Below are 15,587 nucleotides of genomic sequence, written 5' to 3' on the forward strand. Positions count from 1 at the left end.
TCCCCACACTCCGACCATGCGTGACCGACCGGTCACGGCTCTCGAGGAAGGACCGTACGCGTCGACGGCCGTGTGGCGGGGTGGAACGGTGAAAGTCGTCGCACCCGTACCGTCCGGCGCGCGGCATCTCCCAAGTCAGGGCGGTGCGTTCCGGCTCGGGTGCAGATCTTCCTGAAGGGCCGTGCTGGTCCGGCGGTTGTCCTGGGCAACGTCGGAATGGACACGACGGGGTTCTTGGGCTGGGTGGTGTTCCCGGTAGGCGTCGAGGCCGTCGCTGCAGGGCGCCGGCCGGCCGACGCCGTGCCTGCGGCACCGACTCGGCGCGGTCGGTATCGGCCCTCCGGGCAGAGATAAATCGGTACGCTTCATGCTCCGTACGTCCGTAGGCTCTCCCCCATGGCAACGGACCCGAACCCTCAGGAAACGACCAAGCGCTCGGACCATCAGGACCAGGTGCGTCGCATCGCCAACGAACAAGCAGCGAAGTGGCACGCGCTTCTGGAGCGGCTCAAGTGACGCTTCATTACCTGAGTGCGGCTGACGTCCTCATCGTCGCAGAACCTGCCTGTGGTGAGACGGAGCTTGTGCTCCGTGACGTCAACTCGCTTGAATCCGCAGCGCATCGACCACTCGCGGAGATGTATGGGCAACAGGTCCATCCTGACCTTATCGGCAAAGCCGCAGCGTTGCTCCAAGCCATAGCTATCAACCATCCGCTTTTTGATGGCAACAAGCGCACGGCCTGGCTCTCCTGCGTCACCTTTCTGAAGTTGAACGGTATCGACTTGCGGCCGGACATCGATGCTGCAGAGCGTCTGGTGATCGCTGTGACAACCGGTGAAATACGCGATGCGCGCGACATCGCCCAGGGGCTGCGGGATCTGATGGAGGATCGCTCTTTGGGCGCGGCTCTTCCTGATGAATCGGACTGATCATGGTTCGGCGTTGTCGAGGCCCATCGGGCCGCGGGCATGAGCAGATGGGGAATGTCGCTGTGTGCGGGTGTCGGGCTTTGGCCGACGGCCGGCCCGGGTTGAGTGACCGGCCGTGCGGTCAGGGACGCAGCCGGCGGAGAGAAACCTCTTCGCTCACAGATGCCGCACCAGCGGAAACGGCAACGTCTCCCGAATCGACAACCCCGTCAGAAACATCACCAGCCGATCCACCCCCACCCCCAACCCACCCGTCGGCGGCATCGCATACTCCAGCGCCCGCAGGAAGTCCTCGTCCAGCTCCATCGCCTCCGGGTCACCGCCCGCCGCCAGCAGCGACTGCGCCGTCAGGCGGTTCCGCTGCTCGACGGGGTCGGTCAACTCCGAGTAGGCCGTGCCCAGTTCCGTGCCGAAGGCGACGAGGTCCCAGCGCTCGGCGAGCCGCGGGTCCACCCGGTGGGGGCGGGTCAGCGGGGAGACGTCCGTCGGGAAGTCCTTGTAGAAGACGGGAAGAGTCGTCCGTTCCTCCACCAGCCGCTCGTACATCTCCAGGACGATGTCGCCGCGTCCGTGCTCGGGACGGTGGGGGACGCCCGCCGCGTCGCAGAGCCGCCGCAGTTCCCGCTCCGGGGTGCCGGGGCCGATCTCCTCCCCGAGGGCCTCGGAGATCGCGCCGTGGACCGTACGCACCGGCCACTCGCCGGAGATGTCGTGCTCGACCGCCTTCCCGGAGGAAGGGTCCGTCCGCAGGGCGACCGGCGCGCCGTGGGCGGCGACGGCGGCCTCCTGGATCAGTTCGCGGGTCAGGTCCAGCATCACGTCGTAGTCGGCGAACGCCTGGTACGCCTCCAGCATGGTGAACTCGGGGTTGTGCTTGTAGGAGACGCCCTCGTTGCGGAAGGTGCGGCCGAGTTCGAAGACCTTCTCCAGGCCGCCGACGCACAGGCGCTTCAAGTAGAGCTCGGGGGCGATGCGCAGGTACAGGTCGAGGTCGTAGGCGTTGATGTGGGTGGTGAACGGGCGGGCGTTGGCGCCGCCGTGGACCTGCTGGAGCATCGGGGTCTCGACCTCCAGATAGCCGCGCTCCAGCAGACCGCGCCGCAGCGCCTGGACGGCGGCGCTGCGGGCCCGCACCGTGCGCCGGGCGTCCGGGGAGACGGCGAGGTCGACGTAGCGCATACGGACGCGGGCCTCGGGGTCGGTGAGGCCGTGGCGCTTGTCGGGCAGCGGGCGCAGGCACTTGGCGGTCAGCCGGGCGCGGGTGACGAAGAGGGTGAGTTCCCCCTTGTCGCTGGTGCCGACCTCGCCCTCGGCCTCGACGTGGTCGCCGAGGTCGAGGAGGGTGAAGCGGCGCAGCAGCTCGGGGCCGGACCCGTCGCGGGAGACGGCCAGTTGGATGTCGCCGGACCAGTCGCGCAGGACGGCGAAGGCGATCCCGCCGTGGTTGCGGAGCAGCAGGACGCGTCCGGCGACGGCGGCCCGGTCGCCGGTGCGGGTGCCCGCGGGGAGCGCTCCGTGCGCGGCGCGGACGGCGGCGCAGGTGTGGGTGCGGTGGGCGGTCGGCGGGTACGGGTCGACGCCTTCGCGGCGCAGCCGGTCCAGCTTGTGGCGGCGCACCCGCACCTGCTCGGGCAGGCTCTCGAGTTCGTCCTTGACCAGTTCCCCGGCGGTGTCGGTGCCGAGTTCGAGTTCGGAGAGCGGGGGCAGCCCGGCGGTGGAGGACGGGCGGGCGGAGCCCCGGGCCCGCCCGCGCCCCCACAGCTGGCCCAGGCTGGGCACGGAGACGAAGCCCTCTGCGATGCCGGAGGCCAGCCCGATCCGGGCGAGCGCGCCCGCGTCGGCGTAGCAGAGGAAGCGCGGGTGCCACTCGGGGTTGTACTTGACGTTGGAGCGGTAAAGGGCTTCCAGCTGCCACCACTTGGAGAAGAAGAGGAGCAGCTTGCGCCACAGCCGCAGCACCGGGCCCGCGCCGATGCGCGCGCCCTCCTCGAACGCGGCGCGGAACACGGCGAAGTTGAGCGAGATGCGCTTGATGCCGAACCGGCCGGCCTGGGCGCAGAGCCGGGCGACCATGAACTCCATGACGCCGTTGGGCGCGGCCCGGTCGCGGCGCATCACGTCCAGGGAGACGCCGTCCCGTCCCCAGGGCACGAAGGACAGCAGAGCGATCATGTTCCCGTCGCTGTCGAACGCCTCGACGAGCAGGCAGTCCCCGTCGGCGGGGTCGCCGAGGCGCCCCAGGGCCATGGAGAAGCCCCGCTCGGTCTCGGTGTCCCGCCAGGCGTCGGCGCGCCCGATGACCTCGCCCATCTCCTCGTCGGTGAGCGAGGCGTGCCGGCGGACGCGGACGGTGGCGCCGGTGCGCTCGACCCGGTTGACGGCCTGCCGGGTGACCCGCATCTCGCGGCCCTCCAGGTCGAACTGGGCGACCTGGAGGATCGCCTCGTCGCCGAGCTGGAGGGCGCCCAGTCCCGAGCGGGCGTACGCCCGGGCGCCGGCCTCGCTGGCGCCCATGACCGCGGGCTGCCAGCCGTAGCGGCCGGCCAGCTCCAGCCAGGCGTCGACGGCGGGCGTCCAGGCCTCGGGGTCGCCCAGCGGGTCGCCGGAGGCCAGGCAGACGCCCGCTTCGACCCGGTAGGTGACGGCCGCCTTGCCGCTGGGGGAGAAGACGACGGCCTTGTCCCGGCGCGTCGCGAAGTAGCCGAGCGAGTCCCCGCCGCCGTAGCGGGCGAGCAGGGCGCGGATGCGCGGCTCCTCGTCGTCGTGGAGGGCGGCCTCCAGGCGCTGCGAGCGGAACAGCGTCATGGTGGCGTTGATCAGGGCCAGCGCGCCGAACAGGCCGAGCAGGAAGTAGACCGGGTGCGGGGGGTGCCCGGTGAAGACGCGGTTGCTGACCAGTCCGCCGCACACCTTGTTGGCCACGAACATCAGCCGGTTCCCGCCGCCGCGCTCCAGGGAGCCGGGGAACAGCGTCACCAGGCCCCAGCCCGCCAGCGTGCCGGCTGCCAGCCCGGCGACCAGCACCAGCAGGGCGCGCAGGAAGGCGCCGCGCCGCACCTGCGCGCAGAACTCGCGGCGGGCCAGCACCAGCAGGGCCATCGCCGCGAGCGAGAGCACCAGCGAGGGGACGGTGTCCCAGTAGCCGGCGACCAGCAGCAGCGCGTCCGCGAGGACCAGCAGCGCCAGGTAGGCCAGGACGAACCAGAGGGCGACGCGCTTGCGGGCGGCCATCGCCGTGGCGAGCAGCAGCAGGAAGACGGCGTAGGCCAGGTTGGGGGCGGTGGGGACCGTCAGGGTGTCCAGGGCGTCGGTCACCGGGTGCGCGCCGCTCCGCAGCGGCGGGATCAGCGAGGTCAGGGCGCAGAAGACGCCGAGGAGGCCGAAGAAGAGCGCGAAGCCGTCGGGCACTCTGCGCAGGAACCGTTGCCCGGGTGAGTCCGGTTCGCCGTCCTCGGCCGTCCGGACCGCCGTCTTCTCCGTCGTGGTGCGCCCGCGCTCCCGGACTGTGCGGCTCATTCCGTCAGCCTAGGCAGGCCCGGCACCGTCCGCTCGTCGAACATCCCTAGAACGTAGGCGCGTGGAGTCACCCGTGCTGACGGGATCGTGGCGGCCACTCGGGCTCCCCTATCTGATGTGCCACCCGAAAGGAGCACATTCACTGTGAGAGGGGACATGGTGCGATACGCGACACTGAGCGGACGTCCGCAGCTGTGCCGAGGAGGTACGTCATGGCCGTTTCGATCTCCGTGATTGTGTTGCTCGTCGTCCTGGCAGTGGTGTTCCTCCGCAACGGCGGTATGCGGATGTCCCACGCACTGGTCTGCGTCCTGCTGGGCTTCATGCTCGCGAGCACCAGCATCGCGCCGACCATTCACCACGGCATCACCGCGACCACCAACCTCGTCGCGAGCGTCCGTCCCTGACCCCGGTACCGAGGCCGCCGGGGTCGCCGGGGTCGTCATCAGGCTCGCTGTCCGGGGTCGTCATCCGACGAAGACGCCGATCCCGTTGGCCACCGCCCGCTCCGCACCGCCCGACGGATGGTTGCGCACCGTGGCCCGGCCGCCGTGCGGATCGCGGGTGACCAGCGTGCTCGACCCTCCGCCGTCCAGGTTGAAGGCGTCGTCCGCACCCAGCCCGCGCATGGCGGAGGCCAGCTCGGCCAGGGTCAGGCCGCCGCGGTAGGCGGCCCGGCCGTCCAGCGCCAGCAGATACAGCCGGTGCCCGTGGTCGGCCACGCCCGCCGCCGTGCGCACCGCGCCCGTCGCCGCGTCCAGCCCGCCCAGGGCCCGGCCGTCGCGCAGGATCGGGAAGCCGCCCAGCGCGCACCGCAGCGCGCCCCCCTCGCGCGGCCGCAGCCGCTGCACCACGTCCACCTCCTCGCCGACCTCCAGCCGGCTCAGGTCCCGTGCGCCCCCCTCGCGCCCGACCAGCACCACCGTCCCCCGGGGCACCGCGCCCCGGCCCGGTCTGCGCGACACGGCCGTCACCCGCCCCCGCTTCACGGTCACCTCGTAGGTGGTGCGGCTGCACGGGGCGGCCCGGTCGCGGTCCGTCCCGCAGGTCGCGCGCAGCCGTGACGCGGAACCCCAGTCCGAGGTGTACGCGCCGACGCCGCCCACCGGCAGCGCGTACTGGTTGAAGCCGCTCAGCTCCAGCTCGTCCTCCCCGGCCCGGACCGTCCCGTCCAGCCGGAGCCGGTCCAGCCGCGCCACCCGGTCCGTGCCCACGCCCAGGACGTCCTCCGTCGAGACCCCGCGCGGTGTCTCCGGGCCGAAGCGCTGCCCGTACGGCACGGCCGCCTTCAGCGGCCGGCCGCCCGCCACCGCCGGGCCCACCGGGGCGCCGGTGGCCTCCACCCCCGGGTGCTGCTCCTCCGCGATGTTGAAGAAGTCCCCGTTGACCCCGCCCACCACGCCTCTGCGGTCGGCCAGTTGGGAGATCGGGGACCGTGCGCCCACCACGCCGGGGTACAACAGGTCCACCGACACCCGTCGCTCCCGGAGGTCCACCGTCAGCAGGTGGCCATGGGCCGGGCCGTGACGCCCCTTCAACGAGAACTCCCGGTAGCCCACGCCCGGGGCGACCGCCGACACCGCGCCCACGCGCAGCCCCGCGGCCTCCCGGCCGGGAGCGGCGGAGGCGGCCCGGGCCGCCCCCGCCGTGCCCCCGCCGACCAGCGAGACCCATGCCACCAGCACCGACAGCACCGCGCGTACGCGGCATCCGCGTCTGCTCACCCTGAACCCCAGAGAACTCGTCAACTCCACCACAACGCAGGGGCCTTATCCCTGCCCCGAAAGAACACCGGTGAAAGCACCGGCGTCGAACCGGGCAACTCTCGGCACGTCCCTGCCGAACGGCCCTTCGGGCCCCGATACTCACTCGCAGCGGCACGCACGCCGCGCGGCTATGCACCCGTCCCGCACCCGCACACCGGAGAGGCCGTGACCCCGATGACCCCTCGCACCGGACAGCCGCACCCCACGCGCCGGGCCGCCGTCGTCGCCCTGGCGGCAGCCCTCGCGGGCTCCTTCGCCGCACCCGCCCTCGCCGCGTCGGGCGGCGGCAGAGCGCCGCTGCGCCACGCGCACGCGCACAACGACTACGAGCACCCGCACCCGCTCACGGACGCCCTCGGCCACGGCTTCGACAGCGTGGAGGCCGACATCTGGTTCGTCGACGGACAGCTCCTCGTCGCCCACGACGCCGGCCGACTCGACCCGCGGCGCACCCTGGAGAGCCTCTACCTCGACCCGTTGCTGCGCCGCGTCCGCGCCAACCACGGCCGGGTGTACCGGGGATACGACCTGAGCCTGCAACTCCTCATCGACATCAAGACCCCCGGCGACCCCACCTACCGTGCCCTCTCCCGGCACTTGCAGCGCTACCACGAGATGCTCACCGTCGCCGCGGACGGCCGGGTGCGGCGCGGGGCGGTGACCGCCGTCGTCTCCGGGGACCGGGGCGCGCGGGCGCCCATGGCCGCCGAGCGGGTGCGGCACGCCTTCTACGACGGGCGCCTCGACGACCTCGGCACCGGTGTGCCCGCCTCGTTCATCCCGCTCGTCAGCGACGACTGGGGCCGGCACTTCGCCTGGCGGGGTGTGGGCCCGATCCCGGAGCACGAGCGGACGAGGCTCCGGCGGATCACCGCGACGGCGCGCCGCGAGGGCCGGCAGGTGCGCTTCTGGGCGACGCCCGACGCACCCGGCCCCGCGCGGGAGGCGCTGTGGCGGGAGCTGCTGGCGGCCGGGACCGGCTACCTCAACACGGACGACCTCGCGGGGCTGGAGGCGTTCCTCCGCGCAGGTCGAGGATGACGCGGCGCAGGTCCCGCTCGGGGACCAGAGGCAGCAGCCGGGCGACCGCGTCGAGCAGCTTGCCGAGCAGGAAGGTGGTGTCGGGCGTGGCGCGGACCAGCTCGCACACCGTCTCCGTGTCCTGCCGCCAGACGGATTCCAGGAGCAACGCGACATGGGGGGCCGCCTCCTCGTCGGTCGGGACCCAGCCCGGTTCGTCGGGCGACCGGCTGGCGAGCCGGCGCAGCACCCGGTCGGCGACGCCCGGCAAATACACTTTCCGGACCGCCTCGTTGGCGATCCAGACGAGCGCGCCGACCAGCTCGCGCGTCTCCTCGGCGGTCGCGTCCCCGGGCAGGGAGTCGTCGAAGGCCCGTTGATTGCCGTGCCGGAAGGCCAGCAGGAGGCGGGCGGCGCGGTCCTTGGCCTCGGTGACGCCGGCCCCGGTGATGCCGGCCTCGGTGACGTTCTGGTGCGTATCAACAGTCATCCGGCAAATCGTACGATCGGAGAATCGGTTCGCGCGGAGCGCCACACGGCCGGGGGAGTGACGGCGGACGGTGAGGGAATGTCAGGGTCCGGGGTGGAATGTGTACCGGTCCGGTCACCGCGCACCGGGCCGTGGGCCGGTGCGCACAGGCTGGGGCCATGGCCACCCCACCGCCGCCCCACGACCGCTCCTACGGACCGCCGCCCTATGGACCGCCGCCCCCGGGCGGCCGTCGGCGCCTGCTGTACGTCCTGGTCGCCCTGGTGGCGCTCGGCGGGATCGCGCTCGGGACGGCGCTGGTGACGAGGGGTGGCGGGCCGAAGGGCAGTACGGAACCGTCGGATCCGGCGGGCACCGGGCGGACGGTGTCGGGCGCGCCGTCCGTTCCCCGGTCGTCGCCGAGCGGGTTCCCCACCGGGCTCCCCTCCGGTCTTCCCAGTGGGTTGCCGACGAGTCTGCCGACCGCGCTGCCCACGGCGTTGCCGACCGCGCTGCCTACCGCGTTGCCGTCCGGGCTGTTGGGCGGTGGTGCGGGGTGACGCACGGCGGGTGCTGCGGTGGGCGGTTCAGGCGGCGCGGGTCAGGACGAAGCGGTCCTCGTGCTCGCCCCGTACGCGGCCCGGCGGCAGCCTGCGGCCGAAAGTGAGCAGCAGGAGGTCCTGGGCCGTGCCGTGCAGGGGCGCCCCGGTCCCGTAGGACCAGTCCAGGTCGTCGGCCCGCAGCGCGACGCCGTCGAGGGCCGCTCCGAAGAACCGCAGCGACCGGGGGGTCACACGCTGCAGGAGGACGAGCAGCCGGTCCTCCGGCACGCGGCGGTCGAGGCCCAGCGCGACCGTGATGTCCAGGCCGTGGACGACGTCGTGGCCGAGGGCCCCCTCGATGCCCTGGCCCGGCGGCTGCCAGGGGTGGCGGGCGTTGTCCCGGAGGGCCGCGGCCAGCTCGGCCGGTGCCATCGCGGCGGCATCGGACCGCGCGCACCGGTCGGTCATCCGGTGCAGACCGCCACGGGCCCTGACCAGCTCCAGGGCGACCCGGGGGAGCGAGTAACGGAAGCCGAGGGACATATGGGCCGCGACCTCGCGCACCCGCCACCCGGCGCACAGGCTCGGCGCGTCCCAGGCATCGGCCGGCAGGCCGTCCAACAGGTCGGCCAGCTCCCGGCGTTCGGCGGCGATCGCGGCGGTGATGTCCGTCATGTGCTCCCCTTCCGGCGTTTCCTGCCCGTGCTTCAAGGCTGTTGGCCGGGCCGTCATAAGTCCAAGAGGTTGTTTTTCTCGTCTCTAGAATCGAGATTTATGGAACTTCGCCAACTGCAGTACTTCGTGGCCGTCGTGGAGGAGGCCAACTTCACCCGCGCCGCAGCCCGGCTGCACCTGGCGCAGCCGGGGATCAGCGCACAGGTCCGGCAGCTCGAACGGGAGCTGGGCCAGCCGCTGCTCAACCGCTCCGGCCGGACGGTGACCCTCACCGGGGCGGGCCGGGCCGTCCTGCCGCACGTCCGCTCCATGCTCGCCACGGCGGAGGAGATACGGCGGACCGTGGACGAGATCACCGGGCTGCTGCGGGGCGATGTCAGGCTGGGCCTCGTCTCCGGGGCGGCGACCCACGAGTTCGACGTGGCCGACGTCCTGTCCGGCTTCCACGACGACCATCCCGGAGTGGACGTCTCCCTCACCGAGGACACCTCCGAGCGGATGGTCGCCGCAGTGCAGCGCGGCGAACTCGACATCGCCCTGGCCGGGTTGCCGGGGCCTGAGCTGCCGCCCGGCACCTGCGGCCGGATCGTCGTCGACGAGCCGCTGGCCGCCCTCGTCGCCCCGGGCGACCCCCTCGCCATGGACGGACGCGCGGCCGTACCGCTGGCCGCGCTCCGCGACCGGCCCCTGATCAGCCTGCCGCGCGGCAGCGGGCTGCGCGGGGTCCTCGACCGGGCCTGCGAGGAGGCCGGCATCCGGCCGCGCATCGTCTTCGAGGCGGCGGCCCCGCAGTTGCTCGTCCGGCTCGCCGAGCGGGGCCTCGGCGTGGCCGTCATGCCGCTGCCGCCGGCGGGCGCGCCGGAGGGTTTCCCCGGGAAATTGCGGACCGTTCGGCTCACCGGCCCCGAACCGAGGGGGCGGATCGCCCTGTTGTGGCAGGAGGGCGGGCCGGACGGGCCCGCGGGGCGCATGCTCCTGGAGCGGTTCCTGAAGGCCTTCGAGGGTGCCGAGGGTGCAGGAAATGCTTTGCCCGCGCCGCGGACGCCGTGAGATCCTCGGGGGGACATCGTTCGGTGAAAGGGCTGCTCGTGACACTCGGCATGGTGCTCGGCGATTCCCGCTCCCGCGCTTCGACGCGGCAGCGGTAGCCGGTCGGTCCGTCTCCTGCCCGCTCCCTGCCTCCTCGTCGAAGTGCGTTGCGCGTCCTGCACGTTCGACTCACGAGGAGCACCCGATGTCCGCCCGGACCGAACCTTCCGGAATCCTGACGTCCGCCCGCTGGCACTCCGAGAACGGTGCGCCGCCGCCGCGCCGCGTCGTCGTCGCCGACGACCGCACGAGGGCGGACACCGCCTTCCGGCTGGCCTGTGAGGGCACGGCCCTGCTGTGGCAGGGCGACTACCACAACGCGCGCCGGCTCCTCGCGGCGATGGGGCGGCGCGTCGACCGCACCCCGGCCCGCGTCGGCGACAGCCCCGCCGAAACCTTCCGTCTGCACCGCCGGGCCCGGGCGCACCGGGCCCGCGTCCTGGGCATGCTCCTCGTCCGCCTGGACGGGGACCACGCCCTGGACCTGCGCCGTGCACCCGACGTCCGTGCCGCGTGCGCGGAGGCGTACGGACCGGCCCAGGGGGCTTCGGTGGTCTCGCTGCGGGAACTGCTCGGGGTGCTCGGGGCGCACCAGTGGCGGGCCAAGGGCGTGCCCGTACCCGCGCTCGGTGCCCGGATCCATCCGCACTACGGGGTGTTCTCCCCTGTCAGGGGCGAGTATGTCGACCTCGTCGCCCGGGCGCCGCTGCCCGCCGCCGCCCGGCCCCCGCGCACGGCCTTCGACCTCGGCACCGGGACGGGCGTCCTCGCCGCGCTGCTGGCCCGCCGGGGTGTCGGACGGGTCGTGGCCACGGACGTCAGCGCACGGGCCGTGGAGTGCGCCCGGGACAACGCGGAACGCCTGGGGCTGGCCGGTCGCGTGAGGGTGACGGGGCCCGCGCTGTACCCCTCGGGGCGTGCCGGGCTGGTGGTCTGCAACCCGCCGTGGCTGCCCGGGCGTCCGACGTCCGCCGTCGAGCGCGGGGTCTACGACGCGGGGAGCGGCATGCTGTACGGCTTCCTCGACGGGCTGGCGGACCATCTGGAGCCGGGTGGGGAGGGGTGGTTGGTGTTGTCGGATCTGGCGGAGCGGTTGGGGTTGAGGACGCGGGAGGAGTTGTTGGGGGCGGTGGAGCGGGCGGGGTTGCGGGTGTTGGGGCGGGTGGGGGTGCGGCCGGGGCATGGGAGGGTGCGGGATGTGGGGGATGTGTTGCATGAGGTGAGGGTGGGGGAGGTTACGTCGTTGTGGCGGTTGGGGGTGAGGGGCGGGTGAGGTTGCCCCTGGCCCGCCCTTTCACCGTTTCTTCCGGGGGCTCCGCCCCCTCGGCCCGGCACCGCGCTGCCGCGCGGTGGGCGGGGGCTCCGCCCCTGCACCCCGGCGGGGGCTGCGCCCCCTGCACCCCTGCTCCCGGGGCTCCGCCCCTGGCCCCCTTTTTCGGGGCTCCGCCCCGGACCCCGTTTGTCGCGGCTTCGCCGCTCGTCCTCAAACGCCGGACGGGCTGGAGTGCGTGCCCGGGCGCGCACTTCAGCCCGTCCGGCGTTTGAGGACTCCGCCCGAAGGGCGGACGGGGTCCGGGGTCTCCCCGGAATGGGGGCACCCCCTCTGGGGGAGGTGAAAGGGCGGGACCGGGGCAAACACCCAGCCCGCCCAACCGCGCGCCACCGGGGTTACGAAGGGGCGCAGCCCCTGCGGGAAACGGCGAAAGGGCGGGGAGGGGCAGCTCACCCCTCCCAGGCCCCGAGCGCCGCCGCTCCGCCGTGGTGCCAGGCCCGGCCCGCCCGGGCCAGTTCCTCCGGTGTGCAGTCGCGCACCCGGGCGAGCCGCTCGGCGACCGGGGCGGGAGGGGACGAAGCCGCGAGGCGGGCGGCGTCCTGGTGGGGGGACAGGGTGATGTCCGGGGCGTCCGACAGGAGTTGTCGGGCCAGCGCCGCCGCGCCTGTCACCAGGAACTCCAGTGCCTCCGCGTCGAGTTCGGGCGTGTCGGTCAGGGCCGGCGGGTGGGCGGGGCCCGGGGTGGTGTCCGGTGTCGGAGGCAGTGGCGGGACCAGGGCGCGCAGTGCGAACGCCTCGCGCGCCGGGACCCCGGAGGGCGGCCCCGACGGCCGGAGCGCGGCGAGGACCTCGTCCTCGCCCCGGCCGCGCATCAGCAGCAGGACGAACGGGTCCCGGTCGAGCAGCCGGGCCACCTGGTGGCAGAGGGCGGTGGTGTGGGCGCAGTGGTCCCACGCGTCGCAGCCGCACTCCGGCTCGAAGTCGCCCACGCCGGGCAGCAGTTCGACCCCGGCCGCGGCCGCTTCCTCGGCGAGGTCCGGCGGCACGTCCCGGTCCAGCAGGGCCGCGGCGTGTCCGGCCCGGTCGGCGACCAGGCCGAGGAGACGGTCCCAGTCCGCGTCGGACAGCTGCTGGACCACCACATCGGCACGGACCTCGTCGACGACCGCGGTGATCCGGCCGGGGCGCACGGACACGGCGCCCACCGCGCCCGCCCGGGCGAGCCGGCGGCCCGCCTTGACCTGCGCGCCGTCCAGCGCGGTGTCCTCCAGGGCCTTGAGCCAGGCCCGGCCCCACCAGCTTTGGGTGAAAGCCTGGCCCCGGACGGGCGGCAGGGGCGCGAAGATGCGTTCGTTCATCGGTGTGTTCCCCCCAGGGCCACGAGCTCCGCCAGCTCGGCGTCGGTCAGTTCGGTGAGGCGGTCCAGCGCGCCGTCGTCCGTGGACGGGACCAGCACGGCGTCCGCGAGCGCCTGTTTGCGCGTGAGCATCTCCGCGATCCGGTCCTCGACCGTCCCCTCGGCGATCAGCCGGTGCACCTGGACGGGGCGCGTCTGGCCGATGCGGTGGGCGCGGTCGGTGGCCTGGGCCTCGACGGCCGGGTTCCACCAGCGGTCGAAGTGCACGACGTGTTCGGCACGGGTGAGGTTCAGCCCGGTGCCGGCCGCCTTCAGCGACAGGAGGAAGACAGGGACTTCGCCGTCCTGGAAGCGGCGTACCAGCTCCTCGCGGTGGGGCACCGGCGTGCCGCCGTGCAGCAGCTGGACGCCCACGCCCCGCTCGGTGAGGTGCCGTTCGAGCAGCCGGGCCATCTGGACGTACTGGGTGAACACCAGGACGCTCGCGTCCTCGGCGAGGATGGTGTCGAGGAGCTCGTCGAGCAGTTCCACCTTGCCGGACCGGCCGGGGATGCGGGGATCGTCCTCCTTGAGGAACTGCGCGGGGTGGTTGCAGACCTGCTTCAGCCCGGTGAGCAGTTTGACGATCAGGCCGCGCCGCTCCAGCCCGTCCGCCTCCGCGACCTGGGCGAGCAGCTCGCGCAGCACGGCCTCGTACAGGCCCGCCTGTTCGACGGTGAGCGCGACGGCCCGGTCCGTCTCGGTCTTGGGCGGCAGTTCGGGCGCGATGCCCGGGTCGGACTTGCGGCGGCGCAGCAGGAACGGGCGGACGAGCGCGGCGAGCCGGCGCGCGGCGTCGGGGTCCGCGCCGCCCTCGACGGCGTGGACGTAGCGCCGGCGGAAGGCGCTCAGGGAGCCGAGGAGGCCGGGGGTGGTCCAGTCGAGAATCGCCCACAGCTCGGAGAGGTTGTTCTCGACCGGTGTGCCGGTGAGCGCGACACGGGCCTTCGCGCCGATGGAGCGCAGTCCGCGGGCGGTCGCGGAGTGGGGGTTCTTGACGTGCTGGGCCTCGTCGGCGACGACCATGCCCCACCCGGCCTCCGCCAGCCGCGCCGCGTCCAGCCGCATCGTGCCATAGGTGGTGAGGACGAACTCGTCCTCCGCCAGGGCCTCCAGGGTCCGTGCGGAGCCGTGGAAGCGGCGGACGGGGATGCCGGGGGCGAAACGTTCGATCTCGCGCTGCCAGTTGCCCATGAGGGAGGCGGGACAGACGACCAGCGTCGGGCCGGCCGCGTCGGGCAGGGAACGGCGGTGCAGGTGCAGGGCGATGAGGGTGATGGTCTTGCCGAGGCCCATGTCGTCGGCGAGGCAGGCGCCCAGGCCGAGGGAGGTCATCCGGTGCAGCCAGCCGAGGCCGCGGAGTTGGTAGTCGCGGAGGGTGGCGGCGAGGGCCGGGGGCTGGGCGAGGGGCCCGTCCGCGGCCTCGGGGTCGGCGAGGCGGTCGCGGAGCTCGGCCAGCCAGCCGGTGGGGCGCACCTCGACGGTCCCGTCGTCGTCCCCGTCCCCGGCGGGGGCGTGGCCGGTGAGGGCGATGCCCAGTGCCTCGACGGGGGTGACCTTGCGGTCCGGCCGGTCGAGGGCGCGGCGCGCGGCGGCGGGGTCGACGAGCACCCACTGGTCGCGCAGCCGCACCACCGGGCGGCTCGCCTCGGCCAGCCGGTCCAGCTCGGCGCGGCTGAGCTCCCGGCCGCCCAGGGCGTGCCGCCAGCCGAACGCCAGCAGCGCGTCGGCGGACAGCAGCGACGGAGGACCGGACGGACGCTCCTCGTCGGGCGGGCCGACGACCGCGTGCGTGGTGAGCGTCCGGGCGAACTGCCGCGGCCAGTGCACCTCGACGCCGGCGGCGTCGAGCGCGGCGCCCGCCCGGCCGAGCAGCTCGACGACCTCCTCGTCGGCGAGGTCGAGGGCGTCCGGGGCGGCCGACGCGAGCAGCGGGGACAGCGCGGGCCACACGCGCGCGGCGCGGCGCAGGGCCAGCAGGGCGGTCCGCCGGACGTTCCGGCCGAAGCGGGCGGCGACGGGGGAGTCGCCCGGCCATACGTCGGCGGTGTTCGCGACCAGCGCGGGATCGGCCAGGCTGTGCACCTGGAGGACGGCCCGGAAGCGGGGGCCGGTCGCGTCCGGGTCCACGGCCTCCACGCGCAGGGACAGCCGTACGCCCGCGTCGTTCCCGGCGGCGACGGCGTCGGCCCACGGGCGCAGTTCGGGCCGTCTGCGCGGCTCCGGCGCGGCGAAGGCCGGGCCGCCCGCGGCGGCGGCCGCGGCGGGGGAGCGGGGCAGGGTGTCGGCGACGGCATCGAGGAACGAGCGCAGCAGCCGCACGGGTTCGGGCAGCAGCAGCGGATCGCTGCCGGGCACCGGGACGGCGTGCGCGGTGGGCGGCATCGCGTCGGCCAGCTCCTGGACGCGCCGCAGGTCCTGGGCGGTGAGCGGCCCGGCGTGCCAGGCGTCGTGGTCCATGGCGCTCAGGCCCGGCAACAGGCGCCCCTGGGCGGCCAGTTGGAGGGCGAACACGGCGGCGGCGCCCCAGAAGGCGGCCGCCTCGCCGGCCTGTCCGGCGCGGGCGCGGGTGAGGACGGGCAGGGCCGTGCGGACCGGCAGCAGAACGGCCCGTACGGTCGTGGTGGTGACGTCCCCGCCGTCCGGGACGACGACGGTCAGCTCCTCGACCCGGCCCCGGACGTCGGGGACTCGGCCGTCGGGAAGCCAGAAGGCGATCCGGCCCTCACGGGGCGGGTCGGCGGGGAGGTGGACGGCGGAGCAGCGGGAGAGCAGGGAGATCTCGGAGGGCGTCGCGGCAGGGTTCGGCGTCACAGCGCTGCGCATTCCTCAAATTTGACTAGTGGGAGTCGGAGTCGCCGAGGGTACAGGACGGGCGGCCGGGAAGGGCGTTTGTGCGGTGTGAGCCG

12 protein-coding genes are annotated in these 15,587 nt (G+C 73.9%); 6 read left to right on the forward strand and 6 right to left on the reverse strand.

What is annotated here, in order from left to right; genetic code table 11:
* Positions 1–512 precede the first annotated feature (512 nt).
* On the forward strand, positions 513–932 hold the full coding sequence (locus tag AB8735_RS31915) for a type II toxin-antitoxin system death-on-curing family toxin (RefSeq protein WP_372411115.1): 420 nt from the start codon (positions 513–515) through the stop codon (positions 930–932).
* A gap of 156 nt (positions 933–1,088) precedes the next feature.
* Here AB8735_RS31915 and lysX read toward each other — a convergent pair whose 3' ends face one another.
* Positions 1,089–4,448 carry a bifunctional lysylphosphatidylglycerol synthetase/lysine--tRNA ligase LysX gene (lysX, locus tag AB8735_RS31920; protein WP_372411116.1) on the reverse strand — a complete coding sequence of 1,120 codons (3,360 nt, stop codon included), beginning with the start codon at positions 4,446–4,448 and terminating at the stop codon, positions 1,089–1,091.
* Between the two features lie 212 nt (positions 4,449–4,660).
* Here lysX and AB8735_RS31925 point away from each other — a divergent pair, with 212 nt between their 5' ends.
* Positions 4,661–4,855 carry a hypothetical protein gene (locus AB8735_RS31925; RefSeq protein WP_344023450.1) on the forward strand — a complete coding sequence of 65 codons (195 nt, stop codon included), beginning with the start codon at positions 4,661–4,663 and terminating at the stop codon, positions 4,853–4,855.
* 60 nt (positions 4,856–4,915) lie between these two features.
* On the opposite strand, the gene AB8735_RS31930 is transcribed toward AB8735_RS31925, so the two are convergent.
* Positions 4,916–6,172: a phosphodiester glycosidase family protein gene (locus AB8735_RS31930; protein ID WP_344023452.1), complete on the reverse strand. Its 1,257-nt coding sequence runs from the start codon at positions 6,170–6,172 to the stop codon at positions 4,916–4,918.
* Positions 6,173–6,388: 216 nt separating this feature from the next.
* Between AB8735_RS31930 and AB8735_RS31935 the strand changes: the two genes are divergently transcribed.
* Positions 6,389–7,255 carry a phosphatidylinositol-specific phospholipase C/glycerophosphodiester phosphodiesterase family protein gene (locus tag AB8735_RS31935; protein ID WP_372411117.1) on the forward strand — a complete coding sequence of 289 codons (867 nt, stop codon included), beginning with the start codon at positions 6,389–6,391 and terminating at the stop codon, positions 7,253–7,255.
* Here the strand turns inward: AB8735_RS31935 and AB8735_RS31940 are convergent.
* Positions 7,200–7,724 carry a hypothetical protein gene (locus AB8735_RS31940; RefSeq protein ID WP_372411118.1) on the reverse strand — a complete coding sequence of 175 codons (525 nt, stop codon included), beginning with the start codon at positions 7,722–7,724 and terminating at the stop codon, positions 7,200–7,202. The genes AB8735_RS31935 and AB8735_RS31940 overlap by 56 nt on opposite strands.
* A gap of 158 nt (positions 7,725–7,882) precedes the next feature.
* On the opposite strand from AB8735_RS31940, the gene AB8735_RS31945 reads away from it, so the two are divergent.
* Positions 7,883–8,263 carry a hypothetical protein gene (locus tag AB8735_RS31945; protein WP_372411120.1) on the forward strand — a complete coding sequence of 127 codons (381 nt, stop codon included), beginning with the start codon at positions 7,883–7,885 and terminating at the stop codon, positions 8,261–8,263.
* 27 nt (positions 8,264–8,290) lie between these two features.
* Here the strand turns inward: AB8735_RS31945 and AB8735_RS31950 are convergent, their stop codons facing one another.
* Positions 8,291–8,920: a maleylpyruvate isomerase family mycothiol-dependent enzyme gene (locus AB8735_RS31950; protein ID WP_372411121.1), complete on the reverse strand. Its 630-nt coding sequence runs from the start codon at positions 8,918–8,920 to the stop codon at positions 8,291–8,293.
* A 99-nt stretch (positions 8,921–9,019) separates the two neighbouring features.
* Here AB8735_RS31950 and AB8735_RS31955 point away from each other — a divergent pair, with 99 nt between their 5' ends.
* Complete coding sequence (locus AB8735_RS31955) at positions 9,020–9,970, forward strand: LysR family transcriptional regulator (protein WP_372411123.1); 951 nt, start codon at positions 9,020–9,022, stop codon at positions 9,968–9,970.
* 184 nt (positions 9,971–10,154) lie between these two features.
* Positions 10,155–11,282 carry a methyltransferase gene (locus AB8735_RS31960; protein ID WP_372411124.1) on the forward strand — a complete coding sequence of 376 codons (1,128 nt, stop codon included), beginning with the start codon at positions 10,155–10,157 and terminating at the stop codon, positions 11,280–11,282.
* Positions 11,283–11,731: 449 nt separating this feature from the next.
* On the opposite strand, the gene AB8735_RS31965 is transcribed toward AB8735_RS31960, so the two are convergent.
* Positions 11,732–12,640 (reverse strand): SWF or SNF family helicase, encoded by a 909-nt coding sequence (locus AB8735_RS31965; RefSeq protein WP_372411126.1) that lies wholly within the window; start codon positions 12,638–12,640, stop codon positions 11,732–11,734.
* A complete protein-coding gene (locus tag AB8735_RS31970) occupies positions 12,637–15,492 on the reverse strand; it encodes a DEAD/DEAH box helicase (RefSeq protein ID WP_372411128.1) in 2,856 nt (951 codons plus the stop codon). The genes AB8735_RS31965 and AB8735_RS31970 overlap by 4 nt, the downstream gene beginning before the upstream one ends.
* Positions 15,493–15,587 lie beyond the last annotated feature (95 nt).

Origin of the sequence: Streptomyces luteireticuli (genome assembly GCF_041519305.1) — a bacterium.
GTDB classification, from domain to species: Bacteria; Actinomycetota; Actinomycetes; order Streptomycetales; family Streptomycetaceae; genus Streptomyces; species Streptomyces luteireticuli.

Excerpts from the sequence above, each read along its gene's own strand:
- AB8735_RS31960 (WP_372411124.1), top strand. The coding sequence starts at position 10,155 with ATGTCCGCCCGGACCGAACCTTCCGGAATCCTGACGTCCGCCCGCTGG.
- AB8735_RS31950 (WP_372411121.1), bottom strand. The coding sequence starts at position 8,920 with ATGACGGACATCACCGCCGCGATCGCCGCCGAACGCCGGGAGCTGGCC.
- AB8735_RS31925 (WP_344023450.1), top strand. The coding sequence starts at position 4,661 with ATGGCCGTTTCGATCTCCGTGATTGTGTTGCTCGTCGTCCTGGCAGTG.
- AB8735_RS31965 (WP_372411126.1), bottom strand. The coding sequence starts at position 12,640 with ATGAACGAACGCATCTTCGCGCCCCTGCCGCCCGTCCGGGGCCAGGCT.
- AB8735_RS31945 (WP_372411120.1), top strand. The coding sequence starts at position 7,883 with ATGGCCACCCCACCGCCGCCCCACGACCGCTCCTACGGACCGCCGCCC.
- AB8735_RS31935 (WP_372411117.1), top strand. The coding sequence starts at position 6,389 with ATGACCCCTCGCACCGGACAGCCGCACCCCACGCGCCGGGCCGCCGTC.
- lysX (WP_372411116.1), bottom strand. The coding sequence starts at position 4,448 with ATGAGCCGCACAGTCCGGGAGCGCGGGCGCACCACGACGGAGAAGACG.
- AB8735_RS31955 (WP_372411123.1), top strand. The coding sequence starts at position 9,020 with ATGGAACTTCGCCAACTGCAGTACTTCGTGGCCGTCGTGGAGGAGGCC.
- AB8735_RS31940 (WP_372411118.1), bottom strand. The coding sequence starts at position 7,724 with ATGACTGTTGATACGCACCAGAACGTCACCGAGGCCGGCATCACCGGG.